Origin of the sequence: Rhizobium sp. BK399, from assembly GCF_014194695.1 — a bacterium.
Taxonomy (GTDB): Bacteria; Pseudomonadota; Alphaproteobacteria; order Rhizobiales; family Rhizobiaceae; genus Rhizobium.
Genome location: NZ_JACIAH010000007.1, coordinates 204063 through 223670 on the forward strand (window position 1 = coordinate 204063; position 19608 = coordinate 223670).

20 protein-coding genes are annotated in these 19608 nt (G+C 60.4%); 8 read left to right on the forward strand and 12 right to left on the reverse strand.

Translation table 11 applies throughout. The features are described from left to right. Positions 1–32 precede the first annotated feature (32 nt). Positions 33–2120 carry a M3 family metallopeptidase gene (locus tag FHT97_RS16945; protein ID WP_183863725.1) on the reverse strand — a complete coding sequence of 696 codons (2088 nt, stop codon included), beginning with the start codon at positions 2118–2120 and terminating at the stop codon, positions 33–35. Positions 2121–2332: 212 nt separating this feature from the next. Between FHT97_RS16945 and FHT97_RS16950 the strand changes: the two genes are divergently transcribed. Next, on the forward strand, positions 2333–2764 hold the full coding sequence (locus FHT97_RS16950) for a hypothetical protein (protein WP_183863726.1): 432 nt from the start codon (positions 2333–2335) through the stop codon (positions 2762–2764). A 2-nt stretch (positions 2765–2766) separates the two neighbouring features. On the opposite strand, the gene FHT97_RS16955 is transcribed toward FHT97_RS16950, so the two are convergent. Beyond that, a complete protein-coding gene (locus FHT97_RS16955) occupies positions 2767–3408 on the reverse strand; it encodes a LysE family translocator (RefSeq protein WP_028827962.1) in 642 nt (213 codons plus the stop codon). 201 nt (positions 3409–3609) lie between these two features. Here FHT97_RS16955 and FHT97_RS16960 point away from each other — a divergent pair, with 201 nt between their 5' ends. Continuing rightward, complete coding sequence (locus FHT97_RS16960) at positions 3610–4794, forward strand: multidrug effflux MFS transporter (RefSeq protein ID WP_183863727.1); 1185 nt, start codon at positions 3610–3612, stop codon at positions 4792–4794. 48 nt (positions 4795–4842) lie between these two features. Here FHT97_RS16960 and FHT97_RS16965 read toward each other — a convergent pair whose 3' ends face one another. Next, positions 4843–6066, reverse strand: a complete 1224-nt coding sequence (locus FHT97_RS16965) for an argininosuccinate synthase (protein WP_028827964.1) — start codon at positions 6064–6066, stop codon at positions 4843–4845. Between the two features lie 187 nt (positions 6067–6253). Between FHT97_RS16965 and FHT97_RS16970 the strand changes: the two genes are divergently transcribed. Beyond that, positions 6254–7108: an SDR family NAD(P)-dependent oxidoreductase gene (locus FHT97_RS16970; protein WP_183863728.1), complete on the forward strand. Its 855-nt coding sequence runs from the start codon at positions 6254–6256 to the stop codon at positions 7106–7108. Positions 7109–7189: 81 nt separating this feature from the next. Then, on the forward strand, positions 7190–7831 hold the full coding sequence (locus tag FHT97_RS16975; protein WP_183863729.1) for a LysE family translocator: 642 nt from the start codon (positions 7190–7192) through the stop codon (positions 7829–7831). A 42-nt stretch (positions 7832–7873) separates the two neighbouring features. On the opposite strand, the gene FHT97_RS16980 is transcribed toward FHT97_RS16975, so the two are convergent. The 5 genes from FHT97_RS16980 to FHT97_RS17000 all read right to left on the reverse strand — a co-directional run bounded on the left by FHT97_RS16980 (position 7874) and on the right by FHT97_RS17000 (position 12740). Then, entirely contained in the window at positions 7874–8668 is a 795-nt protein-coding gene (locus tag FHT97_RS16980) for an ABC transporter ATP-binding protein (protein ID WP_016556624.1), read from the reverse strand. Continuing rightward, positions 8665–9546: an ABC transporter permease gene (locus FHT97_RS16985; protein WP_028827967.1), complete on the reverse strand. Its 882-nt coding sequence runs from the start codon at positions 9544–9546 to the stop codon at positions 8665–8667. Before FHT97_RS16985 ends, FHT97_RS16980 begins: the two co-directional genes overlap by 4 nt. Positions 9547–9668: 122 nt before the next feature. After that, positions 9669–10622 (reverse strand): ABC transporter substrate-binding protein, encoded by a 954-nt coding sequence (locus tag FHT97_RS16990; RefSeq protein ID WP_028827968.1) that lies wholly within the window; start codon positions 10620–10622, stop codon positions 9669–9671. Between the two features lie 94 nt (positions 10623–10716). Beyond that, a complete protein-coding gene (rlmN, locus tag FHT97_RS16995; RefSeq protein WP_183863730.1) occupies positions 10717–11949 on the reverse strand; it encodes a 23S rRNA (adenine(2503)-C(2))-methyltransferase RlmN in 1233 nt (410 codons plus the stop codon). Positions 11950–12176: 227 nt separating this feature from the next. Beyond that, positions 12177–12740: an invasion associated locus B family protein gene (locus FHT97_RS17000; protein ID WP_028827970.1), complete on the reverse strand. Its 564-nt coding sequence runs from the start codon at positions 12738–12740 to the stop codon at positions 12177–12179. Between the two features lie 333 nt (positions 12741–13073). Here FHT97_RS17000 and FHT97_RS17005 point away from each other — a divergent pair, with 333 nt between their 5' ends. Beyond that, on the forward strand, positions 13074–13634 hold the full coding sequence (locus FHT97_RS17005; RefSeq protein ID WP_028827971.1) for a sigma-70 family RNA polymerase sigma factor: 561 nt from the start codon (positions 13074–13076) through the stop codon (positions 13632–13634). 13 nt (positions 13635–13647) lie between these two features. Here FHT97_RS17005 and FHT97_RS17010 read toward each other — a convergent pair whose 3' ends face one another. Together FHT97_RS17010 and FHT97_RS17015 are read right to left on the reverse strand one after the other, a co-directional pair. Continuing rightward, positions 13648–14037, reverse strand: a complete 390-nt coding sequence (locus FHT97_RS17010) for a YkvA family protein (protein WP_016556630.1) — start codon at positions 14035–14037, stop codon at positions 13648–13650. Between the two features lie 52 nt (positions 14038–14089). Next, entirely contained in the window at positions 14090–14395 is a 306-nt protein-coding gene (locus tag FHT97_RS17015) for a 4a-hydroxytetrahydrobiopterin dehydratase (protein ID WP_028827972.1), read from the reverse strand. Between the two features lie 36 nt (positions 14396–14431). On the opposite strand from FHT97_RS17015, the gene FHT97_RS17020 reads away from it, so the two are divergent. Further along, complete coding sequence (locus FHT97_RS17020; RefSeq protein WP_183863731.1) at positions 14432–14932, forward strand: low molecular weight protein-tyrosine-phosphatase; 501 nt, start codon at positions 14432–14434, stop codon at positions 14930–14932. Here the strand turns inward: FHT97_RS17020 and thpR are convergent. After that, complete coding sequence (gene thpR / locus FHT97_RS17025; RefSeq protein WP_016556634.1) at positions 14839–15432, reverse strand: RNA 2',3'-cyclic phosphodiesterase; 594 nt, start codon at positions 15430–15432, stop codon at positions 14839–14841. The two genes, FHT97_RS17020 and thpR, sit on opposite strands and share 94 nt — an antisense overlap. 68 nt (positions 15433–15500) lie before the next feature. Beyond that, entirely contained in the window at positions 15501–16145 is a 645-nt protein-coding gene (locus tag FHT97_RS17030) for an arylesterase (protein ID WP_183863732.1), read from the reverse strand. Positions 16146–16198: 53 nt separating this feature from the next. On the opposite strand from FHT97_RS17030, the gene FHT97_RS17035 reads away from it, so the two are divergent. Both FHT97_RS17035 and FHT97_RS17040 read left to right on the forward strand, forming a co-directional pair. Continuing rightward, a complete protein-coding gene (locus FHT97_RS17035) occupies positions 16199–16906 on the forward strand; it encodes an ABC transporter ATP-binding protein (protein WP_028827974.1) in 708 nt (235 codons plus the stop codon). Next, a complete protein-coding gene (locus FHT97_RS17040) occupies positions 16903–19446 on the forward strand; it encodes an ABC transporter permease (RefSeq protein ID WP_183863733.1) in 2544 nt (847 codons plus the stop codon). The genes FHT97_RS17035 and FHT97_RS17040 overlap by 4 nt, the downstream gene beginning before the upstream one ends. Positions 19447–19608 lie beyond the last annotated feature (162 nt).

Genomic DNA, 19608 nt, shown 5'->3' on the forward strand with positions numbered 1-19608 from the left:
CCTCACGCATCGATTATGCGCGACCTGCTGCCTCAGGCGTCGCTGCCGGATCGTTCTTCGAAGGTCGCCAGACCCTTCTTGACCAGCATGGCATCCGGGCTCGGCAACTTGCCGCGGAAAGCCTTGTAGGCATCCTCAGGGTCGATCGCGCCACCGACGGAATAGATGTTGTCCTTGAGCTTGGCCGCCATCTCGCGATTGAAGGCATCGCCCGTTTCCTCGAAGGCAGCAAAGGCATCCGCATCGAGAACTTCGGACCACATGTACGAATAGTAGCCGGCTGAATAGCCGCCGGAGAAGATGTGCTGGAAGTGCGGCGAGGCGTGCCGCATGACGATCGACTTCGGCATGCCGAGCTCCGACAGCACCTCTTTCTGCACCGCCATCGGATCCTCGACCTTGTCGCGGGTATGGAACGCCATATCGACAAGCGCCGACGAGGTGAACTCGACCGTATTGAAGCCGGAGTTGAACGTCCGTGCTGCCAGAACCTTGTCGAGCAGGGCCTGCGGCATCGGCTCGCCGGTTTCGAAGTGCACGGCATATTGCTTCAGGATCGCGGGCACCGTCAGCCAGTGTTCGTAAAGCTGCGACGGCAGCTCGACGAAGTCGCGGGAAACGCCTGTGCCCGAGACCGAGGGATATGTGACGTTTGACAGCATCCCGTGCAGCGCATGGCCGAACTCGTGGAACAGCGTACGCGCGTCATCGAGTGACAAGAGCGCCGGCTTGCCTTCGGCTGGCTTCGCGAAGTTGCAGACATTGTAGATGATCGGCAGTTCGCCGCTGCGACCATTCTTCAGCGGCAGCTTGTGCTGCGACTGGAACGAGCTCATCCAGGCCCCGGAACGCTTGGAACTGCGGGCGAAATAATCGCCAAGGAAGAGTGCCACCAGCCGGTCCTCGCGATCGCGGATCTCGAACACGCGCGCATCGGGATGGTAGGCGGGGACACCCTTCTTCTCGACGGCGCGAATGCCGAACAACCGGCCAGCGACGTCGAAGCAGGCGTCGATGATCTTCTCCAGCTGCAGGTAGGGCTTCAGCTCGGCCTCTGAGAAATTGAACCGCTGCGCCCGGATCTTCTCGGCATAGTGGCGCCAGTCCCAGGGCATGACGTCGTGGTTCTTGCCTTCATCAGCGATCAGCTTGGCGATATCGGCTTCTTCCTCGCCGGCACGCTTTACCGCCTTGGCCCATACCTCCCGAAGCAGATGGTTGACGGCCTCAGGCGTCTTCGCCATCGTGTTGTCGAGCTTCAGTTCGGCGAAGTTGCCATAGCCGAGGAGCTTTGCCACCTCGTCGCGGAGCGCAAGCGTATCCCTGATGATGCCGCGATTATCGGTAGCGCCATCGTTCTCGCCACGCGAGACCCAGGCCTTGAAAGCCTGCTCGCGCAGGTCGCGCCGCTCCGAGAAGGTCAGGAACGGTTCGATGATCGAGCGCGACAGCGTGACAGCAAACTTGCCCTCTTCGCCACGCTCGCGCGCAGCCGCCGCCATCGCATCCTTCAGAAAGTCGGGAATACCATCGAGATCCGCGCCGTCGGAAAGGATCAGCGCCCAGCTCTTCTCGTCGGCAAGCACGTTCTGGCCGAACTGGGTGCCGAGACCCGCGAGCTTCTCGTTGATGCCCGCGAGCTTCTCCTGCTCGGACTTTGGCAGCTTCGCGCCCGATTTGACGAAGCCCTTCCAGTGGCGCTCCAGCACCCGCGTTTGCTCCAGCGTCAGGCCGAGGCTTTCGCGCGCTTCCCACAAGGCATCGATACGCGCAAACAGCGCCGCATTCATGCCGATCTTGGAATAGTGGCGCGACATCTTCGGCGAGATATCCCGCTCCAGCGCCTGGATCGTATCGTTGGTATGGGCGCCTGCCCGATTCCAGAACAGTGCCGACACGCGCGACAGTTCATCACCCGCGATCTCGAGCGCAACGACGGTGTTCTCGAATGTCGGGGCCTCCGGATTTCCCGCGATCGCGTCGATCTCTTTCTCGTGCGCCGCGAGTGCTGCATCGAAGGCGGGAGCAAAGTCGCCATCATTGAGAGCGTCGAAACGCGGCAGGCCGTGGAGACCGTTCCATTCGACAAGTGCCGGGTTGAATTCTGATGTGGAAGGCATGCGGAGATCCTTTGTGGCAGGCAACTGAACAGGCAATATAGGGATGCGCATCCGCAATTGGTATTGGCGATCAGACGCACATCACCCGCCCTGACTGCGAAAACTTCATGGCAAGAAATGATGCATAAGAATTAACTAATCGTTAACGATTGACGTACGTTCGCCACGCGCGGTAGTTTCACTCATCATCTTTTTGCAAGTGGATACGCGCCATGGAAATCCTTTCTGTGCGGTCTTCGCCGAGTTTCCTTTTCAAAAGAAACCAAGATAATTCCAATTATTACAGTGAATTAGAAGAGCAGATCGGCACAAAGACAAAGGCCTCAGCGTCGTTTCAAATCGATGAAACGAACGCGAACGCGCCAGATTTTTCCGCGATCAGCGCCAGCGAACTACGCCTCTATGCAAGGCAGAGCTTCGATGCCGGCGCGATCGATCAGGATACCTATGCTGCTATCTCCGAACCGCTGCCGATGCGAACAATCGACCCGTCGGGCAACATCCTCGACCTGTCGGATGTCACCGACGCGACGAGCTTCAATTTTCGGGACTATTACAAGGAACAGCTGCAGATCGCGACATCGATCGGTGACCCGCAGACCGTAGAACGGCTGAATTCGGTCGTCAGCTTCCTCGACGCCTGATCTCAGGCCTTCCGCCAGCCGAGCAGGCCGGGCGTCGCATGCCAGAGCGCCTGCGCGGCAAAGCCCATGAAGAGCACACCGGAGCAGCGCACGATCAGCCGCTCATGCGCGCGGTAGAATCGCCGTACCGTTCCTGCGCCGATGATTGTGATCAGGATCATGTCGGCCACGATGAAGCCCAGGAACGAAACTGCCAGCAGCACGGGCAGTGTGTGGAACTGCAGTGCGCTCGCGGAACCAGCAACGAGGGCAGTGAATGTCGCCAGCGCGACCGGATATCCCTTCGGATTGGTGACCCCGAAGATCAAGCCGCGGCGGAACGGCCGCTCCACCACCATCAGTGCCTGCCCCTCACCCTTCGGCTTTGCCCGAACCGCATTCCAGCCGATCCAGGCAAGATAGAAACCGCAGAGCAGACCAAGCGCGTCGAAGACGAAAGTACCGATCGTCTTCGCCCCAATGATCGCGATCAGCGCCAGCGACGCCCACAGCAGATCGCCGACCAGATGGCCACCGACGAACATGGCGCCTGCTCGACGCCCCTGCCCGGCGCCGATGCCAAGCAGCGCAAGGAAGGCAGGCCCTGGAATGAGCACGTAGAGAAGGGCAGCCAGAAAGGCGCCCGCGAGCAAGGATTGCGTCATCGAGAAACTCCGGAAAGGACAGCCGCAGCTTATGCGCCAATCGAAACGCGTCAAGCTGTCATGGCGGCCATGACATTTTTGAATTGCCGGATCACGCCGCTTGCGACAGAAGAAAAACCGCAGCCTTCGCGCTGACCGCGCATGTTACCAGAACCGAGTACCCCTATGCCCCCATTCCGGATGAGCGAACGGCGAACGAGCATGCTCGGCGCGCTCCTCGCGACCATCGGCCCGATCTCGATGTCGATCTACACGCCGGCGATGCCCGAGCTCGTCCATGCGTTCCAGACATCGGACTCGGCGATCAAGATGACGCTGTCCGTCTATTTCGCCGGCTTCTCGGTTGCGCAGCTGCTTGCTGGTCCGCTTTCGGATGCGTTCGGCCGCCGTGCGGCGACCCTGCTGTTCATCGGCATCTATGTGGTTGGCAGCCTGCTTGCGGCCTTTGCGCCCGGCATCGAATGGCTGCTTGCCGGCCGTCTGATCCAGGGCATCGGCGCCTCCGTCGGGATTACCGTGGCGCGCGCCATCGTCCGCGACCAGTTCACCGGCACCGAAGCCTCCCGCATCATGAACCTGATCGGCATCATGATCGCCATCGGACCGGCCGCCGCGCCAACCGTCGGCGGCTTGGCGCTGGCCGCGTTTGGCTGGCAGTCGGTCTTCTTCCTCCTCATCGGCTTCGGACTGCTGATCTGTTTCGGAGTGATCGTCTTCATGCGCGAGACGAGCGTGCCGGATCCGCGCCGCGCGCTCCCGGGGCCCCTGCTTCGCGCCTATCTGGAGCTTGCCTGCGAAAGCCGCTTCGTCTCCGCTTCGCTTGTCCTCGGCGGTTCGATCGGCGCCCTCTACGCCCAGGCGACACTTCTTCCCTTCATCCTCATCAAGGTCGTCGGTCTGTCACCGACCGCCTTCGGCTTGGGCATGCTGATGCAATCAGGGTCCTACTTCCTCGGCTCCGTGTGCCTTCGCTATGCGGCGCCGCGTCTGGGCGGCGACGGCTCCGTACGCGTCGGGCTTGGCCTGCTGGGCTTTGCCGGCATCATGATCGCGCTATCAGTCCACTTCGTCACGCCATCCTATCTTTCGATCATGGGGCCGATCGCGTTCCTCGCCTTCGGCTTGGCGTTCCTGACCCCGCATATGACCACGTCAGGTCTCTACCCATTCCCGCATATCGCTGGCTCGGCATCCGCGATGATGGGCTTCATTCAGATGGGTGGCGGCTTTGCCGGCGGCGTCGCGGGTTCGTTGATCGGCATGCCACTGCTCGCCTTTGGAACGGTGATCCCGATCATGGCGCTGATTTCGATCATCAGCTACGTCTGGTTCGTGCGCGCCTCGCAACGCACGGCACAACTCTCCCACACCACAACGGACCAATGAAAAGGCCCGCACGAGGCGGGCCTTTGATATCAGGCAGACTGCTCTCGATTACTTCGAGAGGTTGCGCTTGGCGAGCGTGCGCAGGCGCAGCGCGTTGAGCTTGATGAAGCCGGCGGCGTCCTTCTGGTCGTAGGCGCCCTGGTCGTCTTCGAAGGTAACCAGCTTGTCGGAGTAGAGCGACTTCGGGCTCTCGCGACCGGTAACCATGACATTGCCCTTGTAGAGCTTCAGCGTCACTTCGCCTTCGACATGCTCCTGGCTCTTGTCGATCAGCGCCTGCAGCATTTCGCGCTCCGGCGAGAACCAGAAGCCGTAGTAGATCAGCTCCGCATAGCGCGGCATCAGTTCGTCCTTGAGGTGGGCGGCACCGCGGTCGAGCGTGATGGATTCGATGGCGCGGTGCGCGGCAAGCAGGATCGTGCCGCCGGGCGTCTCATAGACGCCGCGCGACTTCATGCCGACGAAGCGGTTTTCCACGAGGTCGAGGCGACCGATGCCGTTGTCACGGCCGTAATTGTTCAGCGTTGCGAGCAGCGTCGCCGGGCTCATGCGTACGCCGTTGATCGAAACCGCGTCACCCTTCTCGAAGCCAACCTTGATGGTAGTTGCCTTGTCGGGAGCCGCTTCCGGAGAAATCGTGCGCATATGCACGTATTCGGGGGCTTCCTGGGCCGGATCTTCCAGAACCTTGCCCTCGGACGAGGAATGCAGCAGGTTGGCGTCGACGGAGAACGGCGCCTCGCCCTTCTTGTCCTTGGCAACCGGGATCTGGTGGGCTTCGGCAAAGGCCAGCAGATCGGTACGGCTCTTGAACGACCAGTCGCGCCATGGCGCAATGATCTTGATGTCGGGGTTCAGGGCATAGGCGGAGAGCTCGAAGCGGACCTGGTCGTTGCCCTTGCCCGTTGCGCCATGCGCGATCGCATCGGCGCCGGTCTTGCGAGCAATGTCGATCAGGTGCTTGGAGATCAGCGGACGGGCGATCGAGGTGCCGAGCAGGTAAACGCCCTCATAGACGGCATTGGCGCGGAACATCGGGAACACGAAGTCCTTCACGAACTCTTCGCGGACATCCTCGATGTAGATCTCCTTGATGCCGAGCATTTCGGCCTTCTTGCGTGCAGGCTCCAGCTCTTCACCCTGGCCGAGGTCGGCGGTGAACGTCACGACTTCTGCGCCGAGTTCGGTCTGCAGCCACTTCAGGATGATCGAGGTGTCGAGACCGCCGGAATAGGCGAGGACGACTTTCTTTACGTCTTTGTGCGATGCCATGATGATGAGGTCCGTTGCAAAAGGGCGGCGGCAAGCCCGCCAAGCCCGGTATGGCTGGGCACTTTTAGCGAGATCGGCGCAGGACGCAAGGGCAACGGCGGCCCTACGCGGCTCGGATAATGTTTGACAGGCAGAAAGCGCAACCCATATCTGCCAGCGTCCGCACAATGCTGAGGAGAGGCTGGCCGTGACGAAAATCCAAGACATCATCAAGAAATCCAATGTCGCCGTCATCACCGGCGGTGCTTCGGGCATCGGGCTTGCGGCGGCAAAGCACTTTGCCCGTGCCGGCATGAGCGTTGCCATCGCCGATCTCGGCGGCGACCGGTTGGCAGCGGCGGCAGCCGAGCTGAAGTCGATATCGGGAGAGGAGCATGTGCTCGCCGTTGAGACCGACGTCGCGCAGAAGGACTCGCTAGAGGCGCTCGAGAGAACCGTGATCCAGCGCTTCGGCCGCGTTCATATCCTCATGAACAACGCCGGGATCGGCCCGGCGACCTCGATTTTCAGCGCCCAAGCCGATTGGGACAGCATCCTTGGCGTCAACCTGCTCGGAGTCATCAACGGAACGCGGACCTTCGGCCAGCACATGCTCTCGCATGGCGAACCCGGCCTGATCATCAACACCGGTTCCAAGCAGGGCATCACTACGCCACCCGGCAATCCGGCCTATAACGTCTCGAAGGCCGGCGTGAAGGTGTTCACCGAAGCGCTCGAGCATGAATTGCGCAACACCGAAGGCTCGAAGATCTCCGCTCACCTGCTGATCCCCGGCTTCGTTTTTACCGGCCTCACCAAGGGCGACCGCGCGGAAAAGCCAGCCGCCGCATGGACCGCGGAACAGACCGTCGACTTCATGATTGAAAGCCTGGAACGCGGCGACTTCTACATCCTCTGCCCTGACAACGACGTCGCCCGCGCCGTGGACGAGCGCCGCATGGCCTGGGCGATGGGTGACATCATCGAGAACCGTCCGCCGCTGTCGCGGTGGCACAAGGATTATGCCGACAAGTTCAAGACCTATCTCGAACGCAAGGAATAGGTCGTATTAGAAGGTTTGATTAGACATTTTCGGAGAGCCGGATAAAAGCAACCAACGTTTTTCCGGCTCTCAGAGTGTAACATGGACTTTTTGCCCAGCTTTGCCACGCTTCTCGCCTTTGCTGCTGCGACTTTGCTGCTTGCGGCAACGCCCGGCCCAGACATGACGCTGTCGATCAGCCGCGCTCTGGCGCAGGGCAAGAAGGCGGCGCTGTTCGTCGTGCTCGGCACCAGTCTCGGTATCGTCGTCCACACGATGCTGGTGGCCTTCGGCGTCTCGGCGCTGATCACCGCCTCGCCGACCGCCTTCCTGATGCTGAAGACCGGCGGTGCCGCCTATCTGCTTTGGCTTGCCGTCCAGGCGATCCGCTACGGCTCGAAGTTTTCGGTCAACAAGGTGGAAACAGCGACAGGAACGCCGCTTGCCAACATCTCCTCGGGCTTCTGGGTCAACCTTTTGAACCCGAAGGTGATCATCTTCTTCATGACCTTCCTGCCGCAGTTCGTCAGCGCCGGCGATCCGACGGTGACGCAGAAGCTGCTGTTTCTCGGCTTCTGCTTCATTGTGATCGGCATGCCGGTCAACGCTGCTGTGGTTTTTGCGGCCGACTGGCTGGCCAGCTGGCTGCAGAACAACAAGAAGGTTTTGCGCGGCATGGACTTTACCTTTGCCGGCGTCTTCTCCGTCTTCGCGGCAAAAATCCTGCTGACGCAGGCTCGCTAAGCAATCTCCGGGAAGTCTGACTTCCCGGAAAATTGTCTATCGTCAGCCGATCAGCAACGCATCGTCGTCAAGCGTCTGGCCGCGCATCTTGCGGAACATCGCGATCAGGTCTTCGACCTGCAACGTCTTGCGGCTGTCGCCGCTGACGTCGAGAACGATCTCGCCACCATGCAGCATGATCGTGCGGTGGCCATAGTCGAGCGCCTGTCGCATGGAGTGGGTGACCATCAGCGTTGTCAGCTTGCGCTCCGAGACGATCTTCTGCGTGAGCCCCATGACGAACTCGGCCATGCCAGGATCGAGCGCCGCCGTATGCTCGTCGAGCAACAGCACTTCCGAACCGGCAAGCGTCGCCATGACAAGCGAAACAGCCTGACGCTGACCGCCGGATAGCAGGTCCATGCGGTCCCGCATCCGATTCTCAAGACCGAGATTAAGTTCGGCGATCCGCTCGCGAAAATGCTCGCGCCGCTTCGGACCCAGCGCCGAGACGAGCCCCCGCCTTTCACCGCGACGCGCGGCAAGTGCAAGGTTTTCCTCGATCGAGAGCGAGCCGCAGCTTCCCGTCAGTGGATCCTGAAAGACACGGGCAACGAGGCCCGCACGCGCGGCCGTTGATTTGCGCGTGACATCGGTCTTGCCGATGAGAACCTGGCCTTCGCTGGCGAGCACATCGCCGGCAAGAACGCCGAGCAGCGTCGACTTGCCCGCCCCGTTCGAGCCGATAACCGTGACGAACGAGCCTTCCTCGATTGTCAGGCTGACGCCGTTCAGCGCCTGCTTCTGCAGCGGCGTACCTTTGCCGAAGACGACTTTGATATCCTTGAGCGTGATCACGATGCGGCACCTCCGCGGCGAAGACGGGGAAGAATGAGCGCTATTGTAACCAGAACGGCCGTCACGAAATTAAGGTCCGATGCCTGCAGCCCGATGACATCGGTCGAGAGTGCCAGCTGGATGGCGATACGGTAGAGGATGGAGCCGAGCACACAGCCGACCAGCGCGATCAGCAGGCCACGACGACCGAGCAGCGTTTCGCCGATGATGACGGCCGCCAGACCGACGACGATCGTTCCAACGCCCGAAGTAACGTCCGCAAAACCGTTGGTTTGCGCGAAGAGCGCGCCACCGAAGGCAACCAACGCATTCGAGATCGCCATGCCGAGATAGATCTGGCGGCTTGTGTCGACGCCCTGCGCGCGGGCCATGCGAGCATTCGCACCCGTCGCGCGCATCGCCAGACCCGAGTCGCTTTCAAGAAAACGCCAAACGACGATCACGGCAACGACGACAAGGACGCCGACAAACAGCGGCCGAACATAAAACTCACGCAGGCCATGGCCAAAAAACGGACTGATCATCGTATCCGCATTGATCAGAGCGACGTTCGGTTTGCCCATGACGCGCAGGTTGACCGAGAAGAGCGCGATCATCGTCAGAATCGATGCAAGCAGGTTCAGAATCTTGAAGCGCACATTGAGCATCGCCGTAACCAGACCGGCCGCAGCGCCCGCAACCATCGCAATAAGCGCAGCAAGCCAGGCATTGACGCCAGCGATGATCAACACCGCCGTTACCGCAGCACCCAGCGGAAAAGAGCCGTCAACCGTCAGATCCGGAAAATCCAGCACACGGAATGCGAGGTAAACGCCGAGTGCGACGAAGGCATAGACCAACCCCAGCTCCACGGCTCCCCAGAATGCGATCTGACTCAAGGCTCCTGCCCTTTCCTCTGACTTGCCCCGCCTGTCATCGGGTCCAAGCTTTTAATACCATCAGCCGCCCCCGCGTAAAACGGGAGCGGCTGGATGACCAGTTTCTCAAAACTATACGGCGATCAGTCGATCGTCTTCGTTGCGCGCTTCACGACACTTTCCGGCAGGGTGACGCCCATCTTGGTCGCTGCGCCCTTGTTGATGACGAGATCGCTGCCGGCAGCAACCTTCACCGGAATGTCGCCCGGGTTTTCACCCTTGAGGATGCGAACGACGATCTCGCCCGTCTGCTTGCCGACATCGTAATAGTTGAAGCCGAGGGCAGCGATCGCACCGCGCGAAACGGAGTCCGTGTCAGCGGTGAAGAGCGGCAGCTTGCTTTCTTCGGCAACAGCGACGGCGCCTTCGAGTGCAGAGATGATCGTGTTGTCAGTCGGGATATAGATGGCGTCTGCGCGGCCGACGAGTGCACGGGCAGCACCCTGCACTTCAGCGGACTTGGTGGCGGCCGACTCGACAACCTTCAGCCCAGCTTTCTCAGCCTCCGCCTTCAGGACAGCAAGCAACGATACGGAGTTGGCTTCACCGGAGTTGTAGAGATAGCCGATCGTTTTGACGTTCGGCAGGATTTCCTTGATAAGCGCAAGATGCTCGGCAACCGGCGACATGTCGGAAAGACCGGTGACATTGCCGCCCGGCTTGTCCATATCCTTTACGAGCTGCGCGCCGAGCGGATCGGATACGGCGGTGAAGACAACCGGAATGTCGCGTGTTGCGGAAACGACCGCCTGAGCGGATGGCGTGGAGATCGGCACGATAACGTTCGGGCCCTCGCCTGCGAACTGGCGAGCGATCTGCGCAGCCGTTGCCGGGTTGCCCTGGGCCGACTCGAACATGAACTTCAGGTTCTCGCCTTCCTTGTAGCCGGCAGCCGTCAGCACATCGAGGACGCCCTTGCGCGCTGCATCGAGAGCAGGATGCTCGACGATCGCCGTAACAGCGACGGTGACATCTTCTGCCTTGGCAGGCAGGGTCAGGGCCAGCGTGGCCGCGACAGCAAGCAGAATTGAACGCATTGGGTATCCTCCAGATATGATTTTGGCCTGCTTCTAGGAAAAGCAGGCCATGAAATCAATCGTCAGGAGGTGTTTGAAGGATCAAACTTGCTGATCAATCATCCGCGCCATGGTTGGCGATCATCATCGCCTCGAAGGCCAGCCGCTCGGTCTTGCGCATGCGCTCCGACTCCGACTTCAGCTGGCCGCAGGCCGCCAGAATGTCGCGGCCGCGTGGCGTGCGGATCGGCGAGGCATAGCCGGCCGAGTTGATAAAATCGGCAAACTTCTCGATCTGCGCCCAGTCGGAACACTGATAGTTGGTGCCCGGCCACGGGTTGAACGGAATGAGGTTGATCTTCGCCGGCACGCCTTTCAGCAGCTGAACGAGACCCTTAGCATCCTCAAGACTGTCGTTGACGTCCTTCAGCATCACATATTCGAAGGTGATGCGGCGGGCGTTCGACAGGCCCGGATACTTCCGGCAGGCCTCGATCAGTTCCTTCAGCGGGTACTTCTTGTTGATCGGCACGAGGATATCGCGCAGATCGTCGCGCACGGCATGCAGCGAGATCGCCAGCATCACGCCGATTTCGTCGCCGGTCCGGAAGATTTCAGGCACGACACCCGAGGTCGACAGCGTCACCCGGCGCTTCGAGAGCGACAACCCGTCGCCATCGGTTGCGATCAGCAGCGCCTGCTTGACGGCATCGAAATTGTAAAGCGGCTCGCCCATGCCCATCATGACGATATTGCTGACCTTGCGGCCTTCCGCCGGCATGATCGTGCCTTGCGGCGCTTCGCGGTCCGGGAAATCGCCGAGCCGATCACGGGCCAGGAGAAGCTGTGAAAGGATCTCCTCGGCCGTCAAGTTGCGCACCAGCCGCTGCGTGCCGGTATGACAGAACGAACAGGTCAGCGTGCAGCCGACCTGGCTCGAGATGCAAAGCGTGCCGCGGCCCTCTTCCGGGATGTAGACCGCCTCGATCTCGACCGGACGCCCGGCTCCCCGCGGAGGGAAACGCAGCAGCCACTTCCGCGTACCGTCATTGGAAACCTGTTCTTCGACGATCTCGGGACGCGCGATGGTGAAATGCCGCTTCAGCATCTCGCGCATGTCCTTGGCGACGTTCGTCATGTGATCGAAATCGGAGACGCCGCGCACGTAGATCCAGTTCCAGAGCTGCGCAACGCGCATCTTGATCTGCTTGTCCGGCACGCCCTTTTCGCGCAGCGCAGCACCCATCTCTTCACGGCTGAGGCCGATCAGCGAGGGCTTCTGGCCGGCGTCGAGCTGCGGCAGCACTCCGGCAGGCTTGGTAACAGTCATCGCATCCATGACGGACATAGTCTCTAATCCCGAATTCAACATGCGATCGCCCCGGTAAGCCAGATGACTTGCGGGCACGACAGGCATGATGGCAGAAATTGAATGCGGAACCGGCGGCAAAGCCGCGATCTATCCGCTGTTGCGCGGGCCTTTAGCATCATTTTCACCGCGCGTCACTATAGATGGAAACGACGAAGGCCGGCGCAAGGCCGGCCTCCTGAAATTTCGTTACCGCGACAGCAAGCTTACTTGCAGCCTTCAACCTGCTTGAGTGCGGCGGAGATACCTGACAGCGAGTAGCTGTACGACGTCGATGTTCCCTTGCGCGATGTCGCGTTGACGGTCATCGAGTGGCCGCTCTTCATGGCCGCGACGAGCGCCGGCTCCTGAGCCGCATTCTCGACCCAGCCGGCCTTGTCCTTGGTGAACATCACGAAGGTCTTGTTGTCGATAACGACATCGATCTTCGAGTTTTCCTTGACGATGTAGCCCATCATTGCCTGCGGCTCGTAGGAAATGTTCTGGCCGGGGCGCTGCGAGACGATGAAGAAGTTGTCACCGTGATCGATGTTGGCCGGTTTCTTTTCCGTCGGTACGGACAACACATAGCAAACGGTGCTCGCGCCGGACTTGTACGAATAGGCACCCCAGGCCTGGAACTGCTGTATCCGCGTCGGCGCTGTCGAAGCCGGAGCAGCCTGCTGCTGCGCTGCCGGTGCCGCGGGCTGCGTCTTCTTGGTCTGAGCGGATGCAATGCCGGCGCCGGCGAGAACGAGGGAAATGGCGATTGCGGTAGTTTTACGAAACATGGATATCCTGCCGGTTCTTGCGATTCGAGCCCGAAGCGAACGGGCGGCGCATAATCACGATCTGCTTTATTTTGACTTAATTCAGGTTACCAAAGCGTCAACAGGGACTGCGAGAAGTCCCTGCCTGTGCCATTCTCACCCAAGCGTCAACGTCGGGCGCTGGCGCCTCGCCCGTGGTGGCGTAGTACTGTGTGCGCACGCAGACCATCGTCACGAATGATTTAAGACATAAAGATTCAGGCAAGAGTTTGACCTTTTCAGAAACCGTTGTAGGTCAATAAGCGTTGGAAATCCGTTGGAGAATTCGCGGCGGCAGGGGACTTTGCACGGGACATGAATGCCGAGGAGAAACAGCGCTTCGCCGCCCTCGTCAGGGCCGTTGCGGAACGCCGCGACCAAGAGGCATTCACCGTGCTGTTCGACTACTTTGCGCCGCGGCTAAAATCCTGGCTGTTGCGCCAAAGAATGGCGAGCAGCGAGGCCGAGGAACTCGTCCAGGAAGTGATGATCGTGCTCTGGCACAAAGCAGGGCTCTACGATGCAACTCGATCGTCTCTGTCGACCTGGCTTTTTCGCATTGCCCGCAACCGCCGAATCGATCTGCAGCGCCGGGCCAATGCGCGTGTCCTGGATCATGCAGATCCGGCTTTGAGACCGGTTGCGGAAACCGGCGCAGATGAAATCGTCGCGAACGACGACCGTGACGCCAACGTGCGCGCCGCTGTTCGTCAATTGCCGGAAGAGCAACGGGAAATGCTGCGCGCCGCCTTCTTTCTCGGTCAATCGCATTCACAGATCGCCGAGGCGACGGGCCTGCCACTCGGAACGGTCAAGTCCCGTATCCGGCTGGCCTTTGGAAAACTCAGGAAGATACTTGAGGCCGAGGGTACCTGACGCGCCGGCACAACTAGATCGTCTTCATCCCCTCGGGCTTGTCGGCGAGCGCGCGATCAGCAGCTTCATAGTGCCTTGGCTGCAAATGCCTGCTGACCATGGCAAAGGCTGCGGAAAGAACCGCAACGTCGTCCGAAAAACCTATCACGGCGAACACATCCGGGATCATGTCGATCGGCATGACGAAGTAGGCAAGGGCGGCAAGAAGCACACCGCGCACCCGCGTGGGCGTCTGTGGATCCATCGCGCAATAGAATGCTGCGACGACATCGCGTGTGAATGGAATCTGCCGCACGGCCTTCTTGAAGGTCGGCCAGAATTTCTTGCGCACAGTCTGCTCTCGCCGGCTTTGCGTATCCTCGTCGCCCGGCAGCAGGATCTCACCGAATTTGACGTCGTCCATTCCAGATTGGTCCTCTTGTTCACGCGCACATATGGTGATGATGGCAGCGGATTCAATCAAGCCGGCGTGCCGCCGCTTTCTCCATTTCCGCGGCCAGCCTGAAGTCCAGCTCGGTCAGGCCGCCTGCATCGTGCGTATTCAGCTTGATGTCGACGCGCGAATAGACATTGAACCACTCCGGATGATGATTGAGCCGTTCCGCCGCGAGTGCGGCTTCCGTCATGAAGCCGAAAGCCTCGACGAAATTGCGGAACTTGAAGCTTCGCGATATCGCTGCGCCGCTTTCATCGAGCGACCATCCGTCAAGCTTGGAAAGTTCGGCAGCGATGGCTTGGCGTTCCAGTTTTTCCCGTTTCATGCGATCGTCCCTCCTCTTTTGCAATATGGACCACAGATGAAACGCATTAGCATCCTCTTTGTTTGCATGGGCAATATCTGCCGTTCGCCTCTGGCCGAGGGGATCTTCTCGCATCTTGTCGAGGAGGCGGGCTTTGCTGGTCGTTTCGAGATCGATTCTGCCGGCACGGGCAGCTGGCATCAAGGTGATCATCCCGATCGGCACTCGATCACAACGGCCAGAGGACACGGGATAGACATCTCTCGGCAACGCGCTCGCCAGATCACGATGGAGGATTTCGGCCATTTCGACCTGATCCTCGCGATGGATCAGGAAAATCTATCCGAACTTCGCCGCAGGCATCCCGAAGCCATGAATGTCCACTTGTTCGGAGACATTGCGCTCGAAACCGGCGAGGACATTCCCGACCCCTACTACGGCGGCGCGGACGACTTCGAACTTGTCTATGCCAGGCTCTTTACCGGCTGCAGGAAGCTGCTGGAAGGGCTGGGAACAGACAATGCCTCATGGAGAGGGAAAATCTCTTCCGTCAGATAGGGACCGCCACCAACCGATTCCCGTGACGATAGCAGCACGAAACGCGGAACAGTGAAGGCCGAAGTCTGGAAATTGCCGCGACCCGCCAGATAGTGCACCACGTCATCGACGCGAGATGACTTCAGCCGCGCGAGCGTGACGTGCGGCGTGAACTTACGGGGATCCGGCGGCAATCCGATGCGCTGGCAGATCCGTTCGATTTCCGCCTGCAGAGCATGCATCTCAGGCGAAGGCGAAACACCGGCCCAAACGGAATGCGGCTTCTTGGATCCGAAGGCGCCGATACCATCAAGACGGATCTGGAATTCGGGCCGGTCGATGCGGTCGAGCCGGTCGACAATTTCGTCTGCCGTACGCCCATCGACATCGCCGATAAACCGCAAAGTGATGTGGTAGTTTTCCACATCGATCCATCTTGCACCAGGGAGACCACCGCGCAGCAATGAGAGGCTCATTGCGGCATTGCGCGGAATTTCGAGGGCGGTAAACAGTCTCGGCATAACGAGCACTCCCCGAATCTTTTGCAGGTGCTCACACGGAATCACGCATTGAACACCTGCGCAAGTCCCTAATTCTTCACAGTAGAAATCGTTCCCAAGAATTGCGTGATAGCCGGCTCCATCCTTTCGACCATCACATCGATGCCTCTGCTGTTCGGATGCATGCCATCATCAAGCTTCAGACCGGCATCGACAGCAACCCCGTCCAAGAAGAAAGGATAAAGCGCAACGCCATGTTTTTGCGCAAGTTTCTGGTAGATGGAGTTGAACTGTGCCGCATAGTCTCCGCCCATGTTCGGCGGCGCCAGCATGCCCACAAGAAGGACCGCGATACCTCGTTCCTTTAGCCGGGCAATCATCTGATCGAGATTCTTTTCACTCTCTTGTGGAGGGATGCCGCGCAGCGCATCATTGGCGCCGAGCTCGAGGATGACGCCATCGGTGCCGTCGGGGATAGACCAGTCTATGCGTGCGAGACCGCCGGTCGTCGTGTCCCCAGACACGCCTGCATTGGCGATTGAGATATCCACTCCCTTGGCCTTCAGAGATGCCTGCAACTTCTCTGGAAAGCCGTCGCCGGGCGGGAGTTGATAGCCCGCCATCAGGCTGTCGCCAAAGCCAACCAGGCTGATTGTCCGTGCACTGGCGGCGACCGCAAAGGTCAGCGAAGCAACAATGACGGCGATGTGAAGGCCGGCAACTTTAAATCTCATTCCGCTTTCCCTAGATTGGCAGCACGATCGGCACTTATATAGGGCGAATACTGTTGGCAAAAACCATCATCGAGTTGAAGCGCGCCGATTTGACGCTTGGCAGTGCCGCCGCCTCCGTCCATGTCCTGAAAGGCATCGACTTGACGATTGCCGCCGGTGAGTCGGTCGGTATCGTGGGGCCATCGGGGTCCGGCAAATCGACATTGCTGATGGTGCTTGCCGGACTTGAGAAGCTTGATAGTGGCGAGATCAACGTCAGTGGCACGCCATTGCATGCGTTAAGTGAAGACCAGGTAGCCGACTTCCGTGGGCGCAACATCGGTATCGTCTTCCAGTCCTTTCATCTGATTGCCAACATGACGGCGCTGGAAAACGTCGCCGTGCCGCTCGAACTCGCCAACCTTCCCAATCCCTTCGAGATCGCCCGTCGTGAGCTTAAATCCGTGGGGCTCGGCGATCGATTGAACCACTATCCCGGCCAGCTTTCCGGGGGCGAGCAGCAACGTGTAGCCATTGCACGCGCGCTCGCACCCTCGCCTGCACTGCTGATCGCCGACGAACCAACCGGCAACCTCGACACCGACACCGGCCGCCAGATTGCCGATCTCCTGTTTTCGAAGCAGGCTGAGCGTGGCATGACGCTGTTGCTCGTCACCCACGACGCGGCACTCGCCAAACGCTGCTCCAGGCAGATTCGGGTTCGGTCCGGCCAGATCGAGGGCGATAGCGCGCCAGTGCAGCCTGAGGCGGCCATTGCATGACACTGGTGAGCCCGCGCGTCTCCCTGGCCCTTCGTCTCGCGCTTCGGGAGCTGCGCGGTGGGCTTGGTGGCTTCTACATCTTTCTCGCCTGTATTGCTCTCGGCACCGGCGCCATTGCGGCGGTTAACTCCGTTTCGCAGTCGATTACCGACACGATCGCCACGCAGGGCCAGGAGATCCTCGCCGGCGACGTGCGCTTCGAGCTCAATAATCGCGAGGCGACGGAAGCAGAAATGGGCTTCCTGCGCGGCTTCGGAAACGTGTCAGTGTCGACTGGCCTGCGTTCGATGGCGCGCAAGCCCGACGGCTCGGATCAGGCCTTGGTCGATGTCAAGGCGGTCGACAGCGCCTATCCGCTCTACGGCACTTTCGAAGCCGCCCCGAATTACCCATTGCACACGCTTCTATCCGGACAGAGCGGTACGTTCGGCGCCGTGGCGGCGCCGCTGCTCCTGGAGCGCCTCGGTCTTTCCATTGGCGATGAAATCCTGCTCGGCAATGCCATTCTGAACATTACCGGTACGATCAAGACCGAGCCGGACGCAGTTTCGGAAGGCTTCGGCTTCGCCCCGCGCCTGCTGGTGAGCAGGGACGCTCTCAAGGCATCGGGCCTCATCCAGACGGGCAGCTTGGTCGAACACGTTTACAAGATCCGCATGGACGATCCCACCGAGAGATCCACAATCCGCGATCGGGCCGCGAAGGAATTTCCGTCGGCCGGCTGGTCGATTCGCACGAGCGATCGCGCCGCCCCCTCACTGACTCAAAACATCGAGCGTTTCTCGCAGTTCCTGACGTTGGTCGGACTGACGGCGCTGATAGTCGGCGGTGTCGGCGTCGCGAATGCCGTCCGCGCCTTCCTGGATTCCAAGCGTACGACGATCGCAACGTTCAAATGCCTCGGCGCACCGGCGGCGACGGTGGTTCTGATCTACCTTTTTCAGATTGCAATCATTGCTCTCGGCGGCATTGTCGTCGGCTTGGTCATCGGTGCGCTGGCGCCGATCGTCGCATCGCAATTTCTGGCGCAATTCCTACCCGTTTCCACCGACCTCACATTCTACCCCGGAGCCTTGGCTCTCGCGGTCCTGTTCGGCATTTTGACAACGCTGGCGTTTGCCATAATGCCGCTCGGACATTCCCGCGAGGTTCCGGCAACAGCGCTGTTCCGCGAGCAGGGTTTTGAAGCGCGCGGCCTTCCCTCCTGGCCTTACATCCTCCTTGCCGCAGCCTTTCTCCTTGCGCTTGCCGGTCTCGCCATCGCCACCGCCTACGATCGCTTTATTGCCATCGTCTTTGTCGGGGCAATCGCCTTCGCTTTCGTTATCCTGAGGCTGGTCGCGGCCGGTATTGCGTGGCTCGCGCGCCGCAGTCCGCGTGTCAACTCGCCGGCCCTCCGCCTCGCGATCGGAAACATCCATCGCCCCGGCGCTCTGACGCCCTCCGTCGTGCTGTCGCTCGGTCTTGGGCTCGCGCTGCTCGTCACCCTCACCCTGATCGACGGCAACATGCGGCACCAGTTGACCGGACGCATGGCCGCCGGCGCGCCGAACTTCTTCTTCGTCGACATTCAGGGATCCGAACTCGAGAAATTCCGGAGCGTCGTCAAAGCCGGCTCCCCGGACGGCAAATTGGTCGAAGTGCCGATGCTGCGTGGCCGCATCCTCGCTTTCAATGGTGAGGACGTGACGAAGCGGAAGGTCCCGCCGGGCGGCCAGTGGGTACTGCGCGGCGACCGCGGCATCACATATTCGGAAGCCCTGCCGGAAAATGCATCATTGACCGAGGGGTCATGGTGGCCGAAGGAATACAGCGGCGAGCCGCTGGTCTCCTTTTCCGCCGAGGAAGCCAAGGAACTCGGCTTGAAGATCGGCGACACCGTCACCGTCAACGTGCTTGGCCGCAACATCACCGCCAAGATCGCCAATCTCCGCAAGGTCGAATGGGAATCGCTTTCCATCAACTTCGTGATGATCTTCTCGCCGAATACGTTCCGCGGCGCCCCGCATGCGTGGCTGGCGACGCTAACCGACCCGACGGCAACCTCCGCCGCGGAGGCTGCGATCCTGAAGTCGGTAACGAACACCTATCCGACGATCACCAGCGTCCGGGTCAAGGACGCAATCGACATCGTCAATGCGTTGGTGGGGCAACTGGCCACAGCGATCCGCGCCGCCGCCTCCGTTGCACTCATCGCATCGGTCCTCGTGCTCGCAGGCGCACTTGCCGCCGGCAACCGCGCTCGTACCCATGACGCGGTCGTCCTCAAGACACTTGGCGCGACGCGGCGAATGCTGATCCGCGCATTCTGCTACGAGTACCTCATCCTTGGCGCCGCGACTGCGGTATTCGCTCTCTTTGCCGGCGGCGTCGCGGCATGGTTCATCACTGCCCGGATCATGCGTATCCCATCCCACTTCCTGCCTGACGTCGCCGGGCTGACGCTCGTCACTGCCCTGGTGCTCACCGTGGGCATAGGGCTCGTCGGCACATGGCGCATCTTGGGGCAGAAGGCAGCACCCGTTTTGCGCGAACTCTGATTGACCGAACGGAGAAATTCCCTTCACCTTACGGCGATTTAACCCGATCTCGGGTTGCAAGGGCCTTGTTTGCGAAAGCCGAAAGGCTCATATTGTCTGCAGGCATGCTGGGCTCCGCAGCGGCGCCCGGGTTTTTGCGCCCGACACCGTGTCCACACCGGA